Source organism: Rhodococcus sp. SORGH_AS_0301 (assembly GCF_030818285.1).
GTDB lineage: Bacteria > Actinomycetota > Actinomycetes > Mycobacteriales > Mycobacteriaceae > Rhodococcoides.
The window spans coordinates 3120514-3139977 of sequence record NZ_JAUTAC010000002.1 but is presented as its reverse complement, the minus strand read 5'-3'; the positions used below and the strand labels follow the sequence as shown (position 1 = coordinate 3139977).

Annotated in this window: 21 protein-coding genes and 1 pseudogene; 13 read left to right on the top strand and 9 right to left on the bottom strand. The window is 67.3% G+C overall.

Annotated elements, in window-relative coordinates; translation table 11 throughout:
• Positions 1–53: 53 nt before the first annotated feature.
• From QE397_RS15430 to QE397_RS15420, 3 genes and pseudogenes are all read right to left on the bottom strand, one after another.
• Positions 54–1101: pseudogene (locus QE397_RS15430) on the bottom strand (NAD(P)-dependent alcohol dehydrogenase).
• 81 nt (positions 1102–1182) lie between these two features.
• On the bottom strand, positions 1183–1845 hold the full coding sequence (locus tag QE397_RS15425) for an SDR family NAD(P)-dependent oxidoreductase (RefSeq protein WP_307095730.1): 663 nt from the start codon (positions 1843–1845) through the stop codon (positions 1183–1185).
• 28 nt (positions 1846–1873) lie between these two features.
• Positions 1874–3091 carry an MFS transporter gene (locus QE397_RS15420; protein WP_307095728.1) on the bottom strand — a complete coding sequence of 406 codons (1218 nt, stop codon included), beginning with the start codon at positions 3089–3091 and terminating at the stop codon, positions 1874–1876.
• Between the two features lie 233 nt (positions 3092–3324).
• On the opposite strand from QE397_RS15420, the gene QE397_RS15415 reads away from it, so the two are divergent.
• Genes QE397_RS15415 through QE397_RS15390 form a run of 6 tightly spaced genes read left to right on the top strand, consistent with a single transcriptional unit; the run spans position 3325 to position 9480 of the window.
• On the top strand, positions 3325–4491 hold the full coding sequence (locus QE397_RS15415) for a VOC family protein (RefSeq protein ID WP_307095726.1): 1167 nt from the start codon (positions 3325–3327) through the stop codon (positions 4489–4491).
• Positions 4488–5423: a fumarylacetoacetate hydrolase family protein gene (locus tag QE397_RS15410; protein ID WP_027504379.1), complete on the top strand. Its 936-nt coding sequence runs from the start codon at positions 4488–4490 to the stop codon at positions 5421–5423. Before QE397_RS15415 ends, QE397_RS15410 begins: the two co-directional genes overlap by 4 nt.
• Positions 5420–6967, top strand: coding sequence for a bifunctional 3-(3-hydroxy-phenyl)propionate/3-hydroxycinnamic acid hydroxylase (locus tag QE397_RS15405; RefSeq protein ID WP_307095723.1), 1548 nt, complete (start codon positions 5420–5422; stop codon positions 6965–6967). Before QE397_RS15410 ends, QE397_RS15405 begins: the two co-directional genes overlap by 4 nt.
• Positions 6957–8159 carry a cytochrome P450 gene (locus QE397_RS15400; RefSeq protein ID WP_307095721.1) on the top strand — a complete coding sequence of 401 codons (1203 nt, stop codon included), beginning with the start codon at positions 6957–6959 and terminating at the stop codon, positions 8157–8159. Before QE397_RS15405 ends, QE397_RS15400 begins: the two co-directional genes overlap by 11 nt.
• Positions 8156–8353: a ferredoxin gene (locus QE397_RS15395; protein ID WP_027504376.1), complete on the top strand. Its 198-nt coding sequence runs from the start codon at positions 8156–8158 to the stop codon at positions 8351–8353. Before QE397_RS15400 ends, QE397_RS15395 begins: the two co-directional genes overlap by 4 nt.
• Positions 8350–9480 (top strand): NAD(P)/FAD-dependent oxidoreductase, encoded by a 1131-nt coding sequence (locus QE397_RS15390; protein WP_307095719.1) that lies wholly within the window; start codon positions 8350–8352, stop codon positions 9478–9480. Before QE397_RS15395 ends, QE397_RS15390 begins: the two co-directional genes overlap by 4 nt.
• Before the next feature lie 9 nt (positions 9481–9489).
• On the opposite strand, the gene QE397_RS15385 is transcribed toward QE397_RS15390, so the two are convergent.
• On the bottom strand, positions 9490–10443 hold the full coding sequence (locus tag QE397_RS15385; RefSeq protein WP_027504374.1) for a manganese catalase family protein: 954 nt from the start codon (positions 10441–10443) through the stop codon (positions 9490–9492).
• A gap of 207 nt (positions 10444–10650) precedes the next feature.
• Between QE397_RS15385 and QE397_RS15380 the strand changes: the two genes are divergently transcribed.
• Positions 10651–11376: a YoaK family protein gene (locus QE397_RS15380; RefSeq protein ID WP_307095716.1), complete on the top strand. Its 726-nt coding sequence runs from the start codon at positions 10651–10653 to the stop codon at positions 11374–11376.
• 16 nt (positions 11377–11392) lie between these two features.
• Here the strand turns inward: QE397_RS15380 and QE397_RS15375 are convergent, their stop codons facing one another.
• On the bottom strand, positions 11393–11965 hold the full coding sequence (locus tag QE397_RS15375) for a TetR family transcriptional regulator (RefSeq protein ID WP_307095714.1): 573 nt from the start codon (positions 11963–11965) through the stop codon (positions 11393–11395).
• A gap of 110 nt (positions 11966–12075) precedes the next feature.
• On the opposite strand from QE397_RS15375, the gene QE397_RS15370 reads away from it, so the two are divergent.
• The 6 genes from QE397_RS15370 to QE397_RS15345 all read left to right on the top strand — a co-directional run bounded on the left by QE397_RS15370 (position 12076) and on the right by QE397_RS15345 (position 15234).
• Positions 12076–13131 carry an NAD(P)-dependent alcohol dehydrogenase gene (locus tag QE397_RS15370; RefSeq protein WP_307095713.1) on the top strand — a complete coding sequence of 352 codons (1056 nt, stop codon included), beginning with the start codon at positions 12076–12078 and terminating at the stop codon, positions 13129–13131.
• 70 nt (positions 13132–13201) lie between these two features.
• The gene (locus tag QE397_RS15365) at positions 13202–13348 is read left to right on the top strand and encodes a hypothetical protein (RefSeq protein WP_197027715.1); all 147 of its coding nucleotides are present in this window, start codon (positions 13202–13204) and stop codon (positions 13346–13348) included.
• Positions 13349–13357: 9 nt separating this feature from the next.
• A complete protein-coding gene (locus tag QE397_RS15360) occupies positions 13358–13648 on the top strand; it encodes a YrhK family protein (RefSeq protein ID WP_307095710.1) in 291 nt (96 codons plus the stop codon).
• Positions 13649–13921: 273 nt separating this feature from the next.
• On the top strand, positions 13922–14095 hold the full coding sequence (locus tag QE397_RS15355) for a hypothetical protein (protein ID WP_307095708.1): 174 nt from the start codon (positions 13922–13924) through the stop codon (positions 14093–14095).
• A 137-nt stretch (positions 14096–14232) separates the two neighbouring features.
• A complete protein-coding gene (locus tag QE397_RS15350) occupies positions 14233–14589 on the top strand; it encodes a cyclophilin-like fold protein (protein WP_307095706.1) in 357 nt (118 codons plus the stop codon).
• 78 nt (positions 14590–14667) lie between these two features.
• Positions 14668–15234, top strand: coding sequence for a hypothetical protein (locus QE397_RS15345; protein WP_027504369.1), 567 nt, complete (start codon positions 14668–14670; stop codon positions 15232–15234).
• Position 15235: 1 nt separating this feature from the next.
• On the opposite strand, the gene QE397_RS15340 is transcribed toward QE397_RS15345, so the two are convergent.
• The 4 genes from QE397_RS15340 to QE397_RS15325 form a co-directional block, all read right to left on the bottom strand.
• Positions 15236–15964, bottom strand: coding sequence for an SDR family NAD(P)-dependent oxidoreductase (locus QE397_RS15340; protein WP_027504368.1), 729 nt, complete (start codon positions 15962–15964; stop codon positions 15236–15238).
• 71 nt (positions 15965–16035) lie between these two features.
• Positions 16036–17817, bottom strand: a complete 1782-nt coding sequence (locus QE397_RS15335) for an FAD-dependent monooxygenase (RefSeq protein WP_307095702.1) — start codon at positions 17815–17817, stop codon at positions 16036–16038.
• Positions 17814–18740, bottom strand: a complete 927-nt coding sequence (locus tag QE397_RS15330) for a fumarylacetoacetate hydrolase family protein (protein ID WP_307095700.1) — start codon at positions 18738–18740, stop codon at positions 17814–17816. The genes QE397_RS15335 and QE397_RS15330 overlap by 4 nt, the downstream gene beginning before the upstream one ends.
• Before the next feature lie 25 nt (positions 18741–18765).
• A complete protein-coding gene (locus QE397_RS15325) occupies positions 18766–19404 on the bottom strand; it encodes a VOC family protein (protein WP_222639689.1) in 639 nt (212 codons plus the stop codon).
• Positions 19405–19464: the final 60 nt, after the last annotated feature.

The window sequence follows — 19464 nt, the reverse complement described above, 5'->3', positions numbered from 1 at the left end:
GTAGGACGACCGGAGGCGATGAGGGAGGCCCTGTCATGACACCCCTCGCGCGGTCAGGCCAGCGTCGCCGTGTCGATGACGAACCGGTAGCGGACATCGGAGGCGAGCACGCGTTCCCACGCGTCATTGATCTTGTCTGCGGAGATGACCTCGATCTCGGCTCCGAGATGATGCTCGGCGCAGAAGTCGAGCATCTCCTGAGTCTCCGCGATCGAGCCGATGGCGGATCCTGCGAAGGTACGGCGGTGCGGGATGAGCGAGAAGACCTGCAGGGGGAGTGGTTCCGCCGGCGCGCCGACGTTGACCATGGCACCGTCGACGGCCAACAGCGACAGATGTGCGTTCAGATCGATCGACGCGCTGACGGTGTTGATGATCAGATCGAACGTGGAGGCGAGCTCGGTGAACGTGTCCGGATCGCCGGTGGCGAAGTAGTGGTCCGCGCCGAGACGTAGTCCGTCTTCCTGCTTCGCCAGCGACTGCGACAGGACGGTGACCTCGGCTCCCATGGCGTGCGCGAGCTTCACGGCCATGTGCCCGAGTCCACCCATCCCCACGACGGCGACCTTCTTGCCGGGTCCTGCGCCCCAGTGGCGGAGCGGTGAGTACGTGGTGATGCCGGCGCACAGCAGCGGCGCCGCAGCGTCGAGCTCGATGCCCTCGGGAATCGAGACGACGAAGTGCTCGGTGACGACGACCTGCTGCGAGTAGCCACCCTGAGTGACCGTGCCGTCACGGTCGGTGCTGCCGTAGGTCTGAATGTTGCCGACGAGGCAGTACTGCTCGAGGCCCCTGACGCACTGGGTGCACTCGCCGCACGAGCCGACCATGCAGCCGACGCCGACGCGGTCGCCGACCGCGTGCTTCGTGACCTCGGAGCCGATCTCGGCCACGATTCCCGCGATCTCGTGGCCGACGACGAGGGGGTACGGAACCGGGCCCCCATTCGCCGCGGGCGGTGTGGATGTCGGAGTGGCAGATTCCGGCGAACGCGATGTCGATCCGGACGTCGTGAGGTCCGACATCGCGGCGGTCGATGGTGTAGGGAGACAGTGGCTCGTCTGCTGCGGTGGCGGCGTACGCCTTCACGGAAGTGGTCATGTCTCCAGTCGACACCCGCATCGGCGGTCGAGGGAGTCCCTGACGGAGGGTGTACCCGCAGGGCACCTCTCGTCGAGAAGGTCAGTCCAGAGGTGCTGCGAACGTGCGGAATTCGCCGCGCTCGGTGTGCATGGTCCACAATAGTTCCGCGAGCGCGTCCGGTTCGTGCGACGGCTCACCCGCGCCGATGCCCCGCGGAATGATCAGCTGGCCGACGTGCAGCCCCTCCGGTGCGAGTGCGTCGTGCAGCAGTTGGGCGTAGGCACTCTCGCCGGCGAAGGCGACCGAGGTCCCGGCGACGGTCGCGCCGGGACGAACTGCACTGCCTCCGTTCACGAACAGCACGGTGCCGCGTCCCAGCGACCGCATTCCCGGCAGTGCCCAGTTCACCGCGGTGACGGGTCCGTAGATGGAGAACTCGACCGGACCGACGAGATCGGCCACGCGTGTCTCGAGGACCGGCTTCATGAATTCCCTTGCCGGGACAGGGCTGTACTGCAGCACCTCGATCGGTCCGAGTCGCTCGGCCGCCGAGTCCAGCGCGGTGGTCAGGGACTCGGGGTTCCGGACGTCGGCCGCGAAGCCCGCGGCGGTGATCCCGGCATCGCCCAGCGAGTCGGCGATGCGGTCGACATTGCCCTGCTCTCGTGAGATCAGGGCGACCGAGAACCCCTCGCGGTCGAAGCGGCGAGCGACGGCGGCTCCGAGTCCCTCACCCGCACCGATGATGGCGATCGTGGTCATAGTCGTTGCTCCTCTGATCGAGTGGAAGTCAGGACACCAGTGCGTCGTGCTGCGGGGTGGTGCCGGCGCGGTGGCCGTGTCCGGGCCTGGCCATGATCACGAGGGTAGCCAGCGGAACGAGCAGCGCGGCGGCGAACGCTGCGCCGACGACCGGGATCGAGGCCGGGCCGAACACGCCGATTGCCCGCGCGGTGACCGCACTCCCCATCGCGGTGCCGAGGTTGAACATGGACGTGCACAGCGACGTGGCCAGGGTGGGTGCGCCCTCGGCGAACCTGACGGCCATCGACATGAGGACCGGGTTCATGCCGAGACCGGCGAGACCGGCGATCGCGAGAAGTGCGATCGCCGGTGCGGCGTGGTCCGACACCGCGCCGAGCAGGGCGAGTGCTGCCACGACGGCGATGCCACCGCCCAGAGCAGTCCCGTACGGCGCGCGGCCCGCGAGCCGGCCACTGCCGAGTGTGCCGGTGACGGCCCCGACGCCGAAGATCGCGAGACCCACCGGGAGGAGTTCGGCGGACAGGCCCGCGCGCTCCGTCAGCAGCGGGGCGATGAACGAGTAGGTGGACATCACGGCCGAGGTGACGAGTACGCAGGCAGCCATGACCACCCACAGGCGCCGCGACATCAGCGCCGCCGTCTGCTCTCGCAGCGGGACGGTGGTCGAGGCGGAGCGACCGCCGGGAACGATGCGAGCGACGGGAACGGTCGCGAGCAGCGCCAGCCCGGCGAGGATCCAGAACGGGCCGCGCCACCCGACGAGCTGACCGGCGACGGACCCGAGGGGCACGCCGATGACGGTCGCCAGGATGCCGCCGCTGAGGACCATGCCGATGGCACGCGCGGCGTCGTCCGGGCCGGACACTCGAGCACCGACGGACGCTGCGATCGACCAGAACGCCCCCGTCACCAGCGCGGTCACGAAGCGGGCGACGAGGACGACGGAGAGCTCGTCGGTGAGTGCCACGACGACATGTCCGGCGGCGAACACGGCGAGCGAGAGCAGCAGCGTCGTGCGCTCGGGAACTCGCAGCACCGCCACCGCCACCGCCGGCGTGGCGATCATGCCGATCGCGAATGCCGTGACCAGGAGACCCGCCTCGGAGATCCCGATGGCCAGGTCGCCGGCGATGTCGGGCAGCAACCCGGCCACGACGAACTCGGACGTGCCCATGAGGAACGTGCCCATCGCCAGGACGGAGACGAGGAAGGGCAGCGGTCGACGTTCGGTGGTGGAAGGCACGGTCGTCGACGCTATCGACGTCCTCGCGGCGCAACGAGACCCTGACAGGGAACCTCTCGCTCCCGAGCCACCTGCGTGCAGTGATCCGCGGATACCGCGGATCACTGCACACGAGTCAGCGCTCGAGCTCCGTGCTTCCCACTCGAACACCAACTTGTGATGATTTCATCAGAAAATCTTGACGGGCGATCCGATCATGAGTGACGATGTGATCATCTACTTCAGGAGCGGCCATGACGATCGACCACGCGCACCGAACTCGCGACGTCGACGGGCATCAGGGGATGCACGTCGATCAGGGTGCGTTGCCGGGTGAGCATCCCGGTCGTGCGATGAACCCGGTGATCAAGGTCCAGGACATCGCCTGGCTCGAGTTCCGCAAGCCCGACCTGGACCGCGCGCAGACGTTCGCGGAAGCATTCGGCTTCGGAGTCACCGTGCGGACCGGCGACGAGTTGCATCTGCGCGGGCTGGCTGACGGAGCGCCGTGCGTCATCATCCGCAAGGGGCGCCGGACGTCCTACGTCGGTGCAGCCTTCCGTGCCGCCGAGTCCGCCGACGTGCTGCGCCTCGCCCGCGCGACGGGTCATCGCGTCGAGCGGCTGCCCGAGTCGATCGGGGGGATCGGGGTGACCGTGACGGATCCGAGCGGCCAGCCGGTGCGGGTGGTCGCCGATCTCGACGACGGTCGCCCACTGCCGGGTCAGCGCACCCACGACTACAACTTCGGGGCGCTCGACGACGCGGGGATCACGCGCACCAATGCCACGCAGCGGCCACCGCACGAGCCCGCCCTCGTGGAGCGGCTCGGTCACGTGGTGCTGCAGCGCACGCGTTATCTCGAGAATCTGACCTGGTACCTCGAACACCTGGGCCTGATCGTCAGCGATTTCCTCTACTACGACGGGCAACGTCACCGCGGACCGGTCATGAGTTTCATCCGCTGCGACCGGGGGTCCGAACCGACCGACCACCACACGCTCGCGATGACGCTGGGGCCGTCGGACCGCTACGTCCACTCGGCGTACCAGGTGTGCGATATCGACGCCATCGGTGCGGGGAGCCGCTATCTCACCGAGCGCGGCTACCGGCACTCGTGGGGGATCGGTCGGCATATCCAGGGCAGTCAGATCTTCGACTACTGGCGCGACCCGGACGGCTTCCTCGTCGAGCACTTCAGCGACGGTGACCGCTTCGACTCCACGCTCGAACCGGGCTGGGCGCCGATGACGGCGTCCGGTCTCGCGCAGTGGGGACCACCCGCGAGCAAGGACTTCCTGGGGATCGCACCGAACAAGCGGTCCCTGTCGGAACTGCGATCCATCCTCACCGGACTGCGCAGCGACAACGAATTCGACTCCGAACGCCTTCTCGGCCTGATGAAAGTAGCCTCGACATGAGCATCGCCGTTCTCCGCACCGCCGACGGATGGTGGGTGCAGACCCGCGAGGGTGCCGTTCGGGTGGACACCACAGCGACCACCACCGCGGACCTGCTCGCAGACCGGTCGGCCGTCGATGCTGCCGCGGCCGGTGGCGAGACCGTCCCCGTGGCATCGCTGGAGCTCGTCTCGCCCGTCACCGCGCCGTGTCGAGTGGTGGCACAGATGACCAATTACGTGTCGCACGTGAAGGATTCCGGTATGAATCCGGAGACGGTGCCACTGACTTTCTTCCGGAAGTCGTCGGGGTCGATCAGCGGACCGACCGCCGACATCGTCCGGCCGGCCCATGTCACCCTGCTCGACTACGAGGTGGAGATCGGGCTCGTGGTGGGGACGACCCTTCCCGTCGGATCGACGATCGACGACACGACGGTCGCCCGCCACATCGCGGCACTGGTGATCACCAACGACGTGTCGGCCCGCGACGTCCAGCTGCCCAAGACCCAGTTCTACGAGGCGAAGTCGTACCCGACCTTCACCCCCGTCGGCCCCGTCCTCCTGGTTCTCGAGGACGGCGACCTCGATCGTTTCGAGCAACTGCGGTTGATGCTGCGCGTCAACGGGGAGATCCGGCAGAACAGTACGGTGCGAGACATGATCTACCGACCCACGGAAGCGCTGCGGACCCTGACGGGGTTCCAGCGCGTCGACCCGGGCGACCTGATCCTGACCGGCACTCCGGGAGGCACGGCCCTGAAGGCGCCACCGAAGCCCATCGAGATCATCGGCGCTCTGCTGCCGCCGGCCGTGAAGTGGAAGACCTTCTTCAAGCGTCAGGCGAGCAACCCGGCCTACCTGCAGGACGGTGACGTCGTGGAGGTGACCATCGCCACCGACGACGCGATGCTCGACCTGGGGATGCAGCGTACGACGGTGCGGTACGCGTGACGCACCACCCGGCCGTCGTCGTCGGCGCGGGACCCACCGGAATGGTGGCAGCCTCACTGCTCGGTCGGCACGGCATCGAGTGCCTCGTACTCGACCGGTGGGAGGACATCTTCCCGCAGCCGCGTGCCGTCCACCTCGACGACGAGGTCCACCGCATCCTCGGTGACCTCGGCGTCGCGGAGGCGTTCACCGAGATCTCCCGCCCCGGACGCGGCCTGCGCCTGGTGGACCCCGCCATGGACACCATCGCCGAGTTCGAGCGTGATCCCGATTCCCGTCCCCACGGCTTCCCTCCGGCCAACATGTTCGACCAACCGGAGCTCGAGCGCATCCTGCGATCGGCGATGACGCGGAATCCTCACGTGCAGTTTCGCGGCGGCGTGGAGATCACCGACGTGGCCACGATGAGGGACCACGTGCAGGTGATCGTCCAGGACGTCGCCACGGGCGAACGCAGCGCCGTCACGGCGGACGTGGTGCTCGGGTGCGACGGTGCGAACAGCGCGGTGCGGGCCGCGCTCGGAACGACGATGCGGACTCTCGCGCCCGAACAGCGGTGGCTGGTGGTCGACGCGTCGAGTCCCGTCGACCCCGGCCTGTGGGACGGGGTGCATCAGCTCTGCGATCCACACCGCGCGGGAACATTCATGCGCATCGGCGCCACTCGCTACCGGTGGGAGTTCGAGCTGCTGCAACACGAGACCGTCGACGACTACTCGGATCTCGACTCGCTCACACCCCTGCTCGATCCGTGGCTACGCGGCGCTCCGAACGCCGATCTCGAGCTGGTACGGGTCACGGAGTACACCTTCCGTGCCCAGATCGCGGACCGGTGGCGTGATCGACGGGTCTTCCTGCTGGGAGACGCCGCGCATCTGACACCGCCCTTCATCGGTCAGGGCATGGGTGCCGGACTGCGAGACGCCTACAACCTCACGTGGAAGGTGGCCGGTGTGTTGCGCGGCACCCTTTCCGAGCAGGCACTCGACACGTACGAGCAGGAACGAGTGCCGCACGCGCGGGCCATGATCCGCCAGGCCGTCGCCGTGGGCTGGGCGATGAACGGCGGCGGCGAACGTGTCGCCGGCCTGCGGCGCCGGGCCTTTCCGGTGCTCACGCGCGTTCCCGGTCTGAGTTCCCTCGTCACGGACAGCGCGACCCCGCGCCTGCATCCGTCGGCGTTCGTGCGACGGGGGTCGATGTCGCCGCGTCGGCTCGAGGGAACGTTGTGTCCGAACGCACCGACGGAGCGCGGCGTGCGCTTCGATGCCGTCGCCCCGTATCGGTTCACGGTGGTCACCGCCGTGGTGCCCGAACCCGCTCAGCGTCAGGAGATCACGCGCCGTGGCGCGGAGATCCTGCTGGTCAGCCCCGGGTCCGACCACGGCAGATGGTTGCGTGGCGGACGTGTGTCCGCGGCCCTGGTCCGTCCCGACCGGACCGTGATGGCGACCGCGCGGTCCCTGTCCGCCCTGCACACGCTCATACCCCCTTCTCCACATCCGTTCCCCCCGAATCAGATCGGACGTGCCGATGAGAACTGACACGGCGATCCCGCGGTACACGCAGGACATCTACTCCACCGCCGCCATCCTCGATCCGTACCCGCACTACGCAGAGATGCGTGCGCTGGGTCCGGTCGTGTGGCTGTCTCGTCAGAAGGTGTACGCGATCACGCGCTACGCGGAGTGCAAACAGGTACTGCTCGACGACGCGACGTTCATCTCCGGCGATGGAGTCGCCCTGAACCCCGTCGCCAACAGGCTCGGTCGGGGTACGACCCTGAACAGTGACGGCGACGACCACACCCTGAAGCGTTCGGTGCTCGCGCATCGGCTCACTCCGAAGGCCGTCCGGAAGATGGCCTCGTCGGTGCAGGAGAAGGCCGAGCACATCGTCGACGCGGCGATCGCGAAGCGGTGGGTCGACGGGGTCGACGACCTCGCCACGGCGCTACCCACCTCGATCGTGCCTGATCTCGTCGGCTGGCCCGAAGATGGCCGCGACGAGTTGTTGCGCTGGGCCGGAGCGACATTCGATGCGCTCGGTCCACTGAACCGGCACTCCGTGGCGGCGACCAGAGCAGCGACGGAGATGATGGCCTACTCCCGACGCGTGGTCGAGGAACGGTCGGTGCTGCCGGGCAGCATGGGCGCGGATGTCCTCGCCGCTGCCGACGAGGGCCGCATCGAGAAGTCGCAGTGCCCGGCGCTGATGATCGATTATCTCGGTCCGTCCCTCGACACGACCATCGGCGCCATCTCCGGTGCACTCCATCTCTTCTCGAAGCACCCGGATCAATGGCAGGCGGTTCGCGAGGATCCAGCTCTGATTCCCAACGCGATCAACGAGGTGGTGCGGTACGAGTCGCCCATCCGTGCGTTCTCGCGCCGGGCCGTGCGACAGGAGGTGATCGGCGGTGTGGTGATCCCGCGGGACGCCCGGGTACTGGTGCTGTACGCCTCGGCGAACCGTGATCCGCGTGAATGGCACGACCCGGACTCGTTCGACATCACCCGGGACGCGTCGCGCCAACTCGGATTCGGATCGGGAGTGCACGGGTGCGCCGGCCAGGGTCTCGCTCGCCTCGAAGCGTCCACGATCCTGCGGGTCCTGGCCGAGCGCGTCGAGCGCATCGAACTCACGGGCACACCGTCGCGTGCGGTGAACAACGTCATCCACCGATTCGACCGCCTCCCACTGAGGTTGGTCGCAGCAGAGAGGAGATCGTCATGATCGTCGATGTCGACTGGGATCGATGCGAGGGACACGGCATCTGCGCAGAGCAGGCGCCGGAGGTGTTCAGCCTCGACGACGAGGGCGAGCTGCACCATGCCTACGACGGCGCGGACGTCCCGGACGAGTTGGTGCCCGGTGCTCGATCCGCCGTGAGTGTCTGTCCGGTCGCGGCGCTGCGTGAGCGCGCGTGAGCGGTGCCGCACGCCGGGTGGTGATCGTCGGTGATTCCATCGCCGGATGTACCGCCGCACGTGAACTCCGCGCGCTGGGGCACGACGGTCCGATCACCATGATCGGATGCGATCCCGACGGCTGCTATGCCCGGCCGCCGCTGTCCAAACGCGTTCTCGCGGAGGGCATCGGCGCGTCCGATGCCTGGGATCTGTCCGACCTGAATCTGACGTCCGTCACCGCGGAAGCGACCGGAGTCGATGTCGAGCGGAGAACGATCGCCCTGTCGGACGGTGCGGACGTTCCGTACGACGCCCTCATCGTGGCGACGGGCGCGGATGCACGCCGACTCGCAGCGCCCGAGCAGAACGGTGAGATCGTGGTGCGCAGCCTCGCCGACGCGAGATTGCTGCGGAACCGGTTGGACGCGGCGACGTCCGCGATCGTCGTCGGCGCAGGGTTCCTGGGCATGGAGGTGGTCAGTGCCTGCGCATCCCGTGACATCGCGGTCACCGTGGTCGACGTGGACCCACCGCTGCACCGCATACTCGGCCCGTTCCTGTCCGAGGCGATCACCGCACGGGCGGCTGCACGCTCGGTCGACGTTCGCCGGGTGGACCGGCCTGTCGAGTTGATCGGCGATCCGGTGGGTGGGGTCCGGATCGACGGCATCGAGTCGACGGCCGATCTCGTGGTCAGCTGTGTCGGTGAGGTCCCCGGCACGCACTGGCTCGACGGCAGCGGGATCGGTGACGGCGGCGGCGTGGACATCGACGACCGCTGTGCGACGGCGGTGGCGGGAGTGTTCGCTGCGGGAGACGTCACTCGTGGCTCGGACGAGAACGGCCGGGTTCGCCGTACCCCGTTCTGGTCCACTGCGATCGCGCAGGGCAGGGTCGCCGCGGCATCGGTGTTGGATGTGCCGGCCCGGTGCGCACCGACGGACGACTACTTCTGGACCGAGGTACTGGGATTGTCCATCAAGGTCGTCGGTCCGCTGCCTCTCGTCGGTGCACCCACCGTGTTGGAGGGATCGGTGAAGGACGGCTCGGCTCTCCTCGAGTGGACGCACGACGACGGTCGCAGGACCGTCGTGGCCTACGGGATGAAGAAGGCTGTCAGGTTGTTGCGACGCATGGTGTGGTGAACTGTCAGATCACTTCCCGAGTTCGCCGAACGTGGCGTCGATGTCGGCCATCTCCATCTCTGCGGTCTGCTGGATCAGCTCCATGAGCTCCGGATCGAGCCCGGGTGCGAACTCCTCCGGTCGCTCGGGCGCGATGTCGAGGGGTGCACCCGCCGGCGCCTGTTCGCTCGCGTCGAGATCCGTTCCGTCCTTCGACGGCGACATGCCCTGGTAGATACGGCCCGCCTCGGACGCGCCGGTGAGGTCGAAGGTGTACTGCTTGCTCTGCAGGCCCATCTCCACGAGCTTCTTCACCTCGGGGAACTGCTCGGCGTTCGTCTTCGGAATGGGCAGCGTCTTCTTCCAGTCGACACCCAGTGTCTCGAGTGCCTTCGCGTAGCCGTTCTCGTGCGCCTGGTCCCGAACGATGAGGTAGGAGATGGTGGACCGGGCGGTCTTGTTGTCGGTCATCTCGTACATGCGGCACTTCTGCAGGCGGCCCGTCGATTCGAGCATCAGGTTGTACAGCAGATCGAGCACGAGGTTGCCCGAGTTGTAGACGTAACTGCCGCTCCACGGGTTGCCCACCGAGTCGACGGGCATCGCGCCCTGAGCACCGACGAGGTAATGGTGGATGTTGCCCTCGGACAGGGCGATGTTCAGCGGCACGGCGCCGCCCGCGCCCGGTGTGTCGAGCGGATCGTTCTGCTTGCCCTGGTATCGCGGCGACCCGTCGAGCAGGCGAGAGATGGTGGTGCCGATGAGTTCGACGTGACTGATCTCCTCGGTACCGATGCCCTGGATCAGGTCCCGGTAGGGCTTGGCCGCGGCACCGCGGAAGTTCATCGACTGGAACAGGTACTGCATCATCGTGCGCATCTCGCCGAACTGGCCACCGAGACCCTCCTGCAGTGCGTTCGCTGCGGCGGGATCGGGCTCGTCGGGAACGATGTCGTGAATCAGCTTCTGTACGTGCAGATACATGGGGCCTCCTCAGGCGTGGGGCGGAACTGCCGCCCACGCAGCACGGGTGCCCCGCATCTGACCACCCTCAATCCTTCGGTGGTGTTCCAGTCTTCGAGGAAGGCTGTTGTGACTCACCACGTTTCACTGGTGTTACGCGCATTTATTGTTTTGTGATACACGCCTCACGGAGTCGTCCGAGCACATTTCGTCCGGAGAATGACAGGTATGACCTCTCCTATGGCGATCAGTCGTGACACCGCAGTGGGCCCGGAAGCCCGGTTGTCCTGGATTCTGTCCGGCCTCGCCGGGATGGTCGGCGCGGTCGCATTTCTGCATTCCGCGGGATACTTCGTCACCTTCATGACGGGAAATACCGAACGTGCGGTTGTGGGTCATTTCGGGGAACCCGCCGGCAAGGAGGTGGCGCCCGGCGCATCTCCCTGGGCTGCACTCGCTTTGATGGGATCGTTCCTGCTCGGTGTCGTCATCGCATCGATCTGCCGGCGGAAGTACTGGTCGAACCATCCGCACGGTGCCACCGTGGTGACGACGATCGCGCTCGCGGCAGCGGGATCGATCGATATCGCTCTGTCCGGTTGGTCGTCCGCCGACGTCAACTTCTATCCGATCCTTCTCATCGCTTTCGCGCTCGGTGCATTGAACACCGCCTTCACCAAGAAGGAAGAGACCTATATTCCGTTGAGTTACGTCACCGGAACGCTGGTCAAGCTGGGGCAGGGAATCGAACGCCATCTGTGCGGTGGCGGAACCCGCTACGACTGGCTCTGCTACCTCATGCTGCTGGGGTCGTTCTCGCTCGGTGGTGCGATCGGCGCATTCGTCGGTGTGGTCATCACGGGCCCCCAGGTGCTTCTGCTCGCCGCGGTGTTCAGCTTCGGCGCCACCATCTTCACGTTCACGCACACCGAGCGGCAGACGGTCTTCGGCTGACAGGTACCCCGCCGGCTCAGATCGCGCGAAAAGCTCTCCGCGCCGTCGCGGCCAGTGCTGCCCGTCGTCGGTCGTGATTGGACGCGCTCTCACCCGCGTGTGCGGTGTGGACGATCGCAGACTGCGCCCACGTGGCGGCGAGGGACACCAGCATCGACCAGAGATCCTCCGCCGAGAGGTCGTCGACGAGAACGCCCCGCTTCTGTGCGTCCCGGATGGCGTCCAGCTCGACACGACTCGCATCCTCGCGGTGTGCGAACAGCGGGCCGATCGGAGTCCGCTCCAACCGCGCCCACGTGAGCAGGCGCACCAGCTCGGGATCGTTCAGATACATGTCGTACAGGGCCGCCACGTATCCGGGCAGATCGTCCGCGTCGAGCGGCATGTCCGCCATGTCGACGTCCACCCGGTTGTCGAAGACCGCGTCGAACAGTGCCTGTTTGCTGCCGAAGTACGCATAGATCTGCGACTTGTTGATGGCGGCGTTCGCAGCGATGCGGTCGACGCGCGCCCCCGCGATGCCGTGCTCGGCGAACTCGGCCGTCCCTGCACGGAGTATTCGTCGTCTCGTCTCGGCGGCGTCACCCATGGGTCGAGCCTACGCAGTGACCAACCGGTTGGTCACTTCGATCGTTCTCAGTTACGCTTCCAACTAACCAGTTGGTTGCCACCGACCGGTCCACGTCGAAGGGACATCCAGTGAGAACCGTGGCCGCCTACAGCGCATCCGCACCCGGAGCCCCGTTGATCCGGGACTCGGTGGAGCGACGGGACCTGCGGGCCGACGACGTCGCCGTGCTCGTGAGCCACTGCGGTGTGTGCCATTCCGATCTGCACGCGCTCCGGGACGACGCGGGGTCCTTCCCGCTCACCCCGGGCCACGAGTTCGTCGGAACGGTGCTCGACGTGGGCAGCGGCGTCACGGACTTCGCCCCTGGGGACCCCGTGGCCGTCGGCAACATCGTCGACTCGTGCGACGTGTGCGACATGTGCGCTGCGGGGCAGGAGAACTACTGCCGTGAGTTCCCCACCCTCACCTACGGCGGGCGGGACCGCGTCGACGGATCGACGACGGCAGGAGCCTTCTCGGCGGAGTACGTCGTGCGGGATCGGTTCGTCTACCACCGGCCGAAAGGCCTCGATGCGGCCGCGGTCGCTCCCCTGATGTGCGCGGGCATCACGGTGTGGGAGCCGTTGCGCCGCTGGAACATCGGTCCCGGCTCTCGTGTCGGTGTTGCCGGAATCGGTGGCCTCGGTCATCTCGCCGTGCGATTCGCGGCGGCGCTGGGCGCCGAGGTCACCGTGTTCACCACCTCGTCGGCCAAGGCGGAGGAGGCGCGGGAACTGGGTGCTCACCACACCGTACTGTCGACCGACGACGCCGCGATGGCGGCGGTGCAGGGCGGACTGGATCTCGTCGTCGACTGCATCCCGGTCGCTCACGATCCGCAGCCGTACCTCGCGAGCCTGGCGCTCGACGGAACCCTCTGTCTGGTGGGCCACCTCGGCTCGGTCTCGATCGAGACGGTGGATCTCCTGGTCGGTCGCACATCGGTGAGCTCGTCCGGCAGCGGTGGTCGCCGGCACACGCAGGAGATGCTCGACTTCTGCGGCGACCACGGCATCACCGCGCAGGTGGAGGTGCTGCCGTCGGCCCTCGTCGGCATCGCTCTCGATCGCCTCGAGGCCGGAGACGTGCGCTACCGGTTCGTGCTCGACATGGGTGATCTGGTCGGCGACGGCACACCCGCCTGAGGGTTGCGGAATCGGGGCGCGGGGCATTCAGGGCGTGACCCGACCACCGATCAGAGAGCAGGACCCCGCGATGACGATGCCCAGTGATGCTGCGGACGCCGTGCCCGCCGCCGGAAGCAACGACGGACCGCGCGAGCACGAGCAGGACACCGAGCACACCGCGTACGTCGACGAGGAGAACGTGCCGCACCCCGGGGATGCGAACACCGACTCCTGATCGGCGACCGTGGGTATCGACACCAGCGGGAAGACGCTGACACTCACCATCGGACACGACGAGTTGATCGTCCGTCAGCGGTGGGAAGTGGTCAGCATCGTCAACGACATCGCGATCGCGGTGTGGTTCATCGCGGGCAGTGTGCTGTTCTTCAGTGAGTCGACCACCGAGCTCGGAACAGTCTTCTTCCTTGTCGGGAGCATCGAGTTGCTCGTCCGGCCTGTCATCCGCCTCGTTCGACGGGTGCACATTCGGCGAGTACGTGGTGGCTCCGACGGAGTGGACAGCCTCGACTTCTGAGTGTCGTCGGGAGACCGCAAAGGGTGCCCTCGTAGGGACTCCCTCGCGTGCGATCACGTCTCTAGCGTTGGTGGGGCCAGACCAACCCTCCGACGTGACGAGGTACCAACCGTGAAGAGACCGTTCGTGATTGCCGCGCCGGCGGTCGCTGTGCCCCGCACTGGGCGCGGCGTGGACGGCGTCGGAGGAGGCGAGCCCGCTGGTGGGGGAGTGGCGCATGACCGGGCTCGGCGTTCGATCCTGCAGGGGTACGAGTCGTTCCACGGTGATCTCGTGACCGAGTCCGACGGAACCTCGGGGACCTTCACGATCTCGGTGGCGTCGGCTCTGGCGCGCGATCTCATCGGGCAGACCCTTCATCGTGCTCACGAGGTGGACGGTGACACTCTCGTTCCGACACCGAGCGATCCTGCCGACGGCTTCCGGGCCACCTACGAGCGTGGATGACGCGCCGCGGAGCGATTGCCCTCGCGTCCGCAGTCTCTCTGCTCGCCGGCTGCTCGGCTGAGAGCGACACCGTCGGTGCGGCTGCCTCGTCACCGACGACCACGCGGCCGACCGCCGCAGAACGGAACGGAGAGACGATGCGCATCGCGATCGACGTCGAGGGCACCACGGTGATCGGAACGCTGAACGACAGTGTGGCGGCCCGCGATCTCGCGGCACTTCTGCCCGTGACGGTGGAGATGTCGGATCACGGCGGCGTGGAGAAGACGGGTCCGCTGCCGGCGGTGCTGAGCACGGACGGGTCTCCCGCAGGGGCGGATCCCGATCCCGGCGACATCGGGTACTACGCGCCGTCGAACGACGTCGTTCTGTACTACGGCGATCAGAGCTACTTCCCCGGCATCGTCGTACTCGGGACCATGGACCCGTCGGGAGTCGGCGTGGTCGGTGCGCTCGGTGGCACGGTGACGGTGACCATCACGTCGGCCGACTGATCGCGCCTGGCCTCACCACGGCCCATGTCTTCGGAGCCGAGCGTGAGTGCGGACGGTCCCGGGGCGCATACTTACCGGATGCCCCCCAACGCGAAGCGCACGATTCTGAGCAACGGCGCCGACCGCGTCACCGTCTTCCACGACGGGAGGGTGAAGGTCACCTCGAGTTCGCACGTCTGGGACATCGTCGATCGCGGACGCCACAGTGCCCTCGGCCAGTACGTCACCCTCGCGCCCGCACCGGCCCGCCACGCGGACGTACGAGCGGACGACCGCGAGGCCGCGCCGGGCACCCCCGACTTCGTCGCCGAACTGAACCCGGAGTTGGGGTCGGCCGTCGCCGGAACCGCAGCGGCCACGAACGGCACCTTCGTCCAGTTCGTGCACGACGGGACCATCATCGTCGGCAACGACGGTCGCGACCTCGCCGAGACGTTCAACACCGGTCGCGAGGCCACCGAGGAGGCCGCTGCGGAACGCGGTGGCGCGGTGACCGTGACGTTCAAGGGGTCGTATCGGCCGCGTGACATCCGTGAGCACGACTGGCTCATCGAGATCCCCGTGAACGAGAAGCCGTTCAGCAATCGCCTCTACCGGGGGGACTACGAGAACTCGGAGAACAAGGTGGGTCCGCACCGCAGGTAGTTCACAGTCCACCGGCCACCCGGAGCACCGCACCCGTCACGTAACTCGCGTCCTCGGACATGAGCCAGACGACGGCTCCCGCGATGTCGTCGACGGTGCCCGCTCGACCGAGCGGCACCGTCGGGGCGACCTGCGCGGGCCGGTCCGGCTCCTGGTGGAAGTCGGTCCAGATCGTGCCGGGCGACACGGCGTTCACGCGGATCGCGGGGGCAAGTTCTTTCGACAGTCCGAGTGTCAGTGCGTCGACTCCGGCTTTCGCTGCCGCGTAGTGGACGTACCTCGACGGACTTCCGAGCGTCGCGGCCGCGGACGAGATCGAGACGATCGATCCACCGCCCTGTCTCATGAGTGCTGCCTGCGCGAACTTGCAGCAGACGATCACTCCGAAGAGGTCGACGTCGAGGTCCCGGTGGATCGCCGCTAGGTCGTTGTCCTCGAGCCGCCCCACTGCGGTGGCCGCGCCGGCGTTGTTCACCACCCCGGTCACCGGCCCGAACGTCTCCGCTGCCGCGAAGAACGCGGCGACGGAATCCTCGTCGACGATGTCGACCGCGCAGCACAACGCGCGGCGACCGAGGGCTGTGACGTCAGCTGCGACGGCGTCGGCCGAGTCCGCGTCGGAGTGGTAGCCGATCACCACGTCCCACCCGGCGCGGGCCAGGGCCAGGCTGATGGCCCGTCCGATCCCGCGTCCACCGCCGGTCACGATGGCGACCCTCGTGTCAGTCATGGGCACAGTCAACCCCGTCGGTTCCGGTGCTGCCGAAGGAATCGGAGCGCGGAACCCTCGACATGCCGCTGTCACCGCATCGGATAGTGCTGGCGCCAGCGTTCGAGGAATCTCGTCAACTCGGCCACACCCGACGACGCCGGCGAGGTCGTACGCCAGGCCACGTGCCCGTCCGGGCGGACCAGCACGGCTCCCTTTTCGCCGACCTCCAGCAGGTCGATCAGTCGACGTCGGTCTGCGGGATCCGGTGCGTCGACGGGGGCCACCACGACGCCCGGGCCCACGATGCGGTGAGTGCCGAGCTCGTTCTCCCACCCGTCGTCGTCGAGGGCGAGGAGGGTCAACGAGGTCCGGTGGAGTACGTCGTGGATGCCCGTGGTGAGCCCGCGCGTCGAGATCATCGCGTGGGGAAGCCGGGCGCCGGGGTAGGTGGTGGGGAGATAGTCGACCACGTCCTCGGGCGGCCGCACTGCAGGGTCGTCGTCGGCGACGAGGTCGCTCGTGTGCAGATAGCCGAACTGCAGACCGGTGGAGACGAAGTGTTCGATCTGACCGGGCAACGCCTCCGCGATCTGCCCGCGCAGTGCCGTCGAACCCGGAGCCCGAGGATGCAGTCGCCGCGCTCGACGCATCTGCCGACGCATCATCGCCGTGGCCATCGGCGCGACGAGCCGGTCGGGGAGCGACGCGAGCGGTGCACGCGCCGCGACCCGGGTCGCGACCGCCAGCATCCTGTTGGTGATGCCGATGCGTCCACCGATGTCGTCGAGCCGGAAATGGTTGGCCACACTCTGCTCCGCGAACTTCTCCACCACCGGTCGGCGTTCCGTCTCGTAGGTGTCGAGCAGAGTGGGAGAGGCAGTGCCGGACAGCACCGCGTCGAGCTTCCACGCGAGATTGTGCGCGTCCTGCACCCCGGAGTTCAGGCCGAAGCCGCCGGTGTGCGGGAACCGATGCGCAGCGTCACCGAGGAGCAGGAGCCGCCCGCGGCGGAACGAGTCCGCGGTCTGCGAGGTCATCACCCAGGTGCCGGTCGACTCCAGCTCGAAGTCTCTGTCACCGAGCACCTTCGGCAACATGTCGGCCCAGAACTGGCGGCTGTTCGCGGCGATCTCCTGGGCCGGGTGCAGGTAGGCCGTCATGAGGATGTACCGGTGATCGGCGTGCGAGATCAGGACGCCGCACAGATCCGGCGTGTAGATCCAGCTCAGAAGTGGACGAGCGTAGTCCGGGAACAGCGTGTGCGAGGTGAAGAACGCGCTGCCCATGTTCGCCAGGACCGGCCCGTCGAGGTCGATTCCAGTGGCATCGCGAACAGGGCTGTTGGCCCCGTCGCACCCCAAGACGTACCGAGCGGTCACCTCCCCGTCGTCATCTCCACTGCGCGTTCGCACTCGGGCGACCTCGGGTGTGGACTCGACATCCAGAACCGTGACGCCGCGGCGGAAGTCGATGAGCGGGTCCTCGTCCAGCGCGTTCCACAGCACGGGCATGAGCAGGTGCTGTCCGATGTGCGAGACCATGTACGGGCTCTGGCTCTCGACGACTGCTTTCCGATCGGGATCGGACAGCAGGTCGATGGACCCGATGGGGCCGTCGCCGATGCCGCCGAACCAACTGATGAGGTTCACCTCGTCGTGCGGAGGCGACATCGACGCGATGACCGACGCGAGATCGGGGCTGTACTCGTGCCAGATCTCGAGCGTGCGGGCATTGATCACGTGTGCGGCCGGATGGAAGAGCGGCGTGGCTCGACGCTCCAGGACAACGGTGCGGATACCCCTGCGAGCCAACAGCAGTGCGGCTGTGGCGCCTGCCGGTCCCGCGCCGACGATCACCACCGGAGTCGTCATCGGACGACGGTCCGCTGAGTGCCGAGATCGATGGTGCCGTCGGCCGTGCGGATGGTGGCGGTCACGACGTCGTCGACGGAGAGGTAATGGGGATTGCGCGCCTGTCGAGCGAAGAAGATCTTCCACTTGACCGCCGGCGGAAGGAGTTCGCCGATCTTCTGCACGATCTTCGGTGGGGCGGAGATGGCGGTTCCGACCGGCGTGCCCGTCAGGAGAACGTCTCCTGCGGAGAGGGACTGGAAACGAGACAGGCGGGTGAGTGCCTCGGCGGGTGGCGTGATCAGGTCATCGCCGATGGTCTGATCCTGACGGACGTCGCCGTTGACGGACAGGGTCATGTGCAACTCGGGGAGCCGCGCCCAGTCTGCTGCGTCGAACAGGACGAGTCGCGGGCCGAGTGGCGTGAAGGTGGGATACGACTTGCTCTCGTAGACCTGGACGCGGGTCAGCTGGATCTCGCGCGCCGACACGTCGTCGGCCACGACCACCCCCGCGGCGTAGTGCGGCAGGGTGTCCTGCGTGACCGTGGTCCCGACAGGGACGTCCGCCCCGATGACGATGCCCAGCTCGATCTCGTGATCCAGCAGGGCGACGTCGGCGGGTTGGCGGATCGGATCGTTGGGGCCGCTGATGGAGGCCGACGATTTCCGGAAGAACGTGGGGTACAGCGTTGCCGGGTCGGCTCCGATGTCCAGCGCGTGCGACCGGTAGTTGAGCAACTGAGCCACGACGCGGCACGGTACGGTGATCGGCGAGAGGACGTCGAGATCCGCCGCGACGGCGTCCTCGCCGTGTGCGCTCTCGACGGCCGCACGATCGGCGAGCAGATCACGGGTGGTGTCGGCCGTGGTGTCGATGCGGGCCGCGGTCTCACCGTGCAGGCGCCACCATCCCTCGGCAGTGCGAACAATGTTCACGGGCATGGTGATTCGCTTTCTCGAGAAGGGATCACAAGGTACGGAACGAGATGGTCTTCTTGTTCGCCACGACCGGCCGGCCCGGCCTGGTCCCGGCCTCCCGCCGCCGCAGCTCCTTCGGCGACTCGCCGTTGCGCAGTCGGCTCAGCAGGTAGTCGGGGTCGATGTTCACGCCGATCGGATTGCGGGCGAACTCGTCGCTGTAGAAGAACGCCGCGGTGTGATCCGGGTCGAAGTTCTCCACCTGGAACTCGAGTCGGATGCCGTCGGGATCCTCGTAGTAGAGGGAGATGGTCGGGCCGTGGTTGATGGACCAGACCGGGCGGATGCCCTGGCGCTTCAACCGCACGTAGTTCTCGAGCAGCCGTTCGAGGGACGTGAAGGTCAGCGCGATGTGGTCGATGCCGTAGACCTTGCGCTTGAGCCTCGCGAGCGGGAAGAGAAGCCGCAGAACCGGGGGCACGGCGATGATCGCCAGGCGGTGCGACTCGTCGTCCCAGGTCAGGAACGTGATCTCGTCGTCCTGATACGCGACCTGCGCCCCGAAGACGGTGCCGTACCACCGCACCATCTCGTCGGTGCGAGTCGATTTCACCACCCAGTGGGCGATGCGATCCGGTCCGTGCCTGCCGAGACCGGCCGAGCCGGTGTGATCACCCGTCGCGTTCATCGTCGCCTCTCGTCGTGGGGAAGTGACCGCGACGCTACGAGCACTTTGACTGTCAGTCAA

What these genes read in the sequence shown, in the direction of transcription:
- QE397_RS15375 (WP_307095714.1), bottom strand. Translation starts at nt 11,965, where the DNA reads ATGGGTGACGCCGCCGAGACGAGACGACGAATACTCCGTGCAGGGACG.
- QE397_RS15410 (WP_027504379.1), top strand. Translation starts at nt 4,488, where the DNA reads ATGAGCATCGCCGTTCTCCGCACCGCCGACGGATGGTGGGTGCAGACC.
- QE397_RS15330 (WP_307095700.1), bottom strand. Translation starts at nt 18,740, where the DNA reads ATGCCCGTGAACATTGTTCGCACTGCCGAGGGATGGTGGCGCCTGCAC.
- QE397_RS15345 (WP_027504369.1), top strand. Translation starts at nt 14,668, where the DNA reads ATGCCCCCCAACGCGAAGCGCACGATTCTGAGCAACGGCGCCGACCGC.
- QE397_RS15425 (WP_307095730.1), bottom strand. Translation starts at nt 1,845, where the DNA reads ATGACCACGATCGCCATCATCGGTGCGGGTGAGGGACTCGGAGCCGCC.
- QE397_RS15365 (WP_197027715.1), top strand. Translation starts at nt 13,202, where the DNA reads ATGACGATGCCCAGTGATGCTGCGGACGCCGTGCCCGCCGCCGGAAGC.
- QE397_RS15380 (WP_307095716.1), top strand. Translation starts at nt 10,651, where the DNA reads ATGACCTCTCCTATGGCGATCAGTCGTGACACCGCAGTGGGCCCGGAA.
- QE397_RS15335 (WP_307095702.1), bottom strand. Translation starts at nt 17,817, where the DNA reads ATGACGACTCCGGTGGTGATCGTCGGCGCGGGACCGGCAGGCGCCACA.
- QE397_RS15415 (WP_307095726.1), top strand. Translation starts at nt 3,325, where the DNA reads ATGACGATCGACCACGCGCACCGAACTCGCGACGTCGACGGGCATCAG.
- QE397_RS15350 (WP_307095706.1), top strand. Translation starts at nt 14,233, where the DNA reads ATGCGCATCGCGATCGACGTCGAGGGCACCACGGTGATCGGAACGCTG.
- QE397_RS15340 (WP_027504368.1), bottom strand. Translation starts at nt 15,964, where the DNA reads ATGACTGACACGAGGGTCGCCATCGTGACCGGCGGTGGACGCGGGATC.
- QE397_RS15395 (WP_027504376.1), top strand. Translation starts at nt 8,156, where the DNA reads ATGATCGTCGATGTCGACTGGGATCGATGCGAGGGACACGGCATCTGC.
- QE397_RS15325 (WP_222639689.1), bottom strand. Translation starts at nt 19,404, where the DNA reads ATGAACGCGACGGGTGATCACACCGGCTCGGCCGGTCTCGGCAGGCAC.
- QE397_RS15400 (WP_307095721.1), top strand. Translation starts at nt 6,957, where the DNA reads ATGAGAACTGACACGGCGATCCCGCGGTACACGCAGGACATCTACTCC.
- QE397_RS15385 (WP_027504374.1), bottom strand. Translation starts at nt 10,443, where the DNA reads ATGTATCTGCACGTACAGAAGCTGATTCACGACATCGTTCCCGACGAG.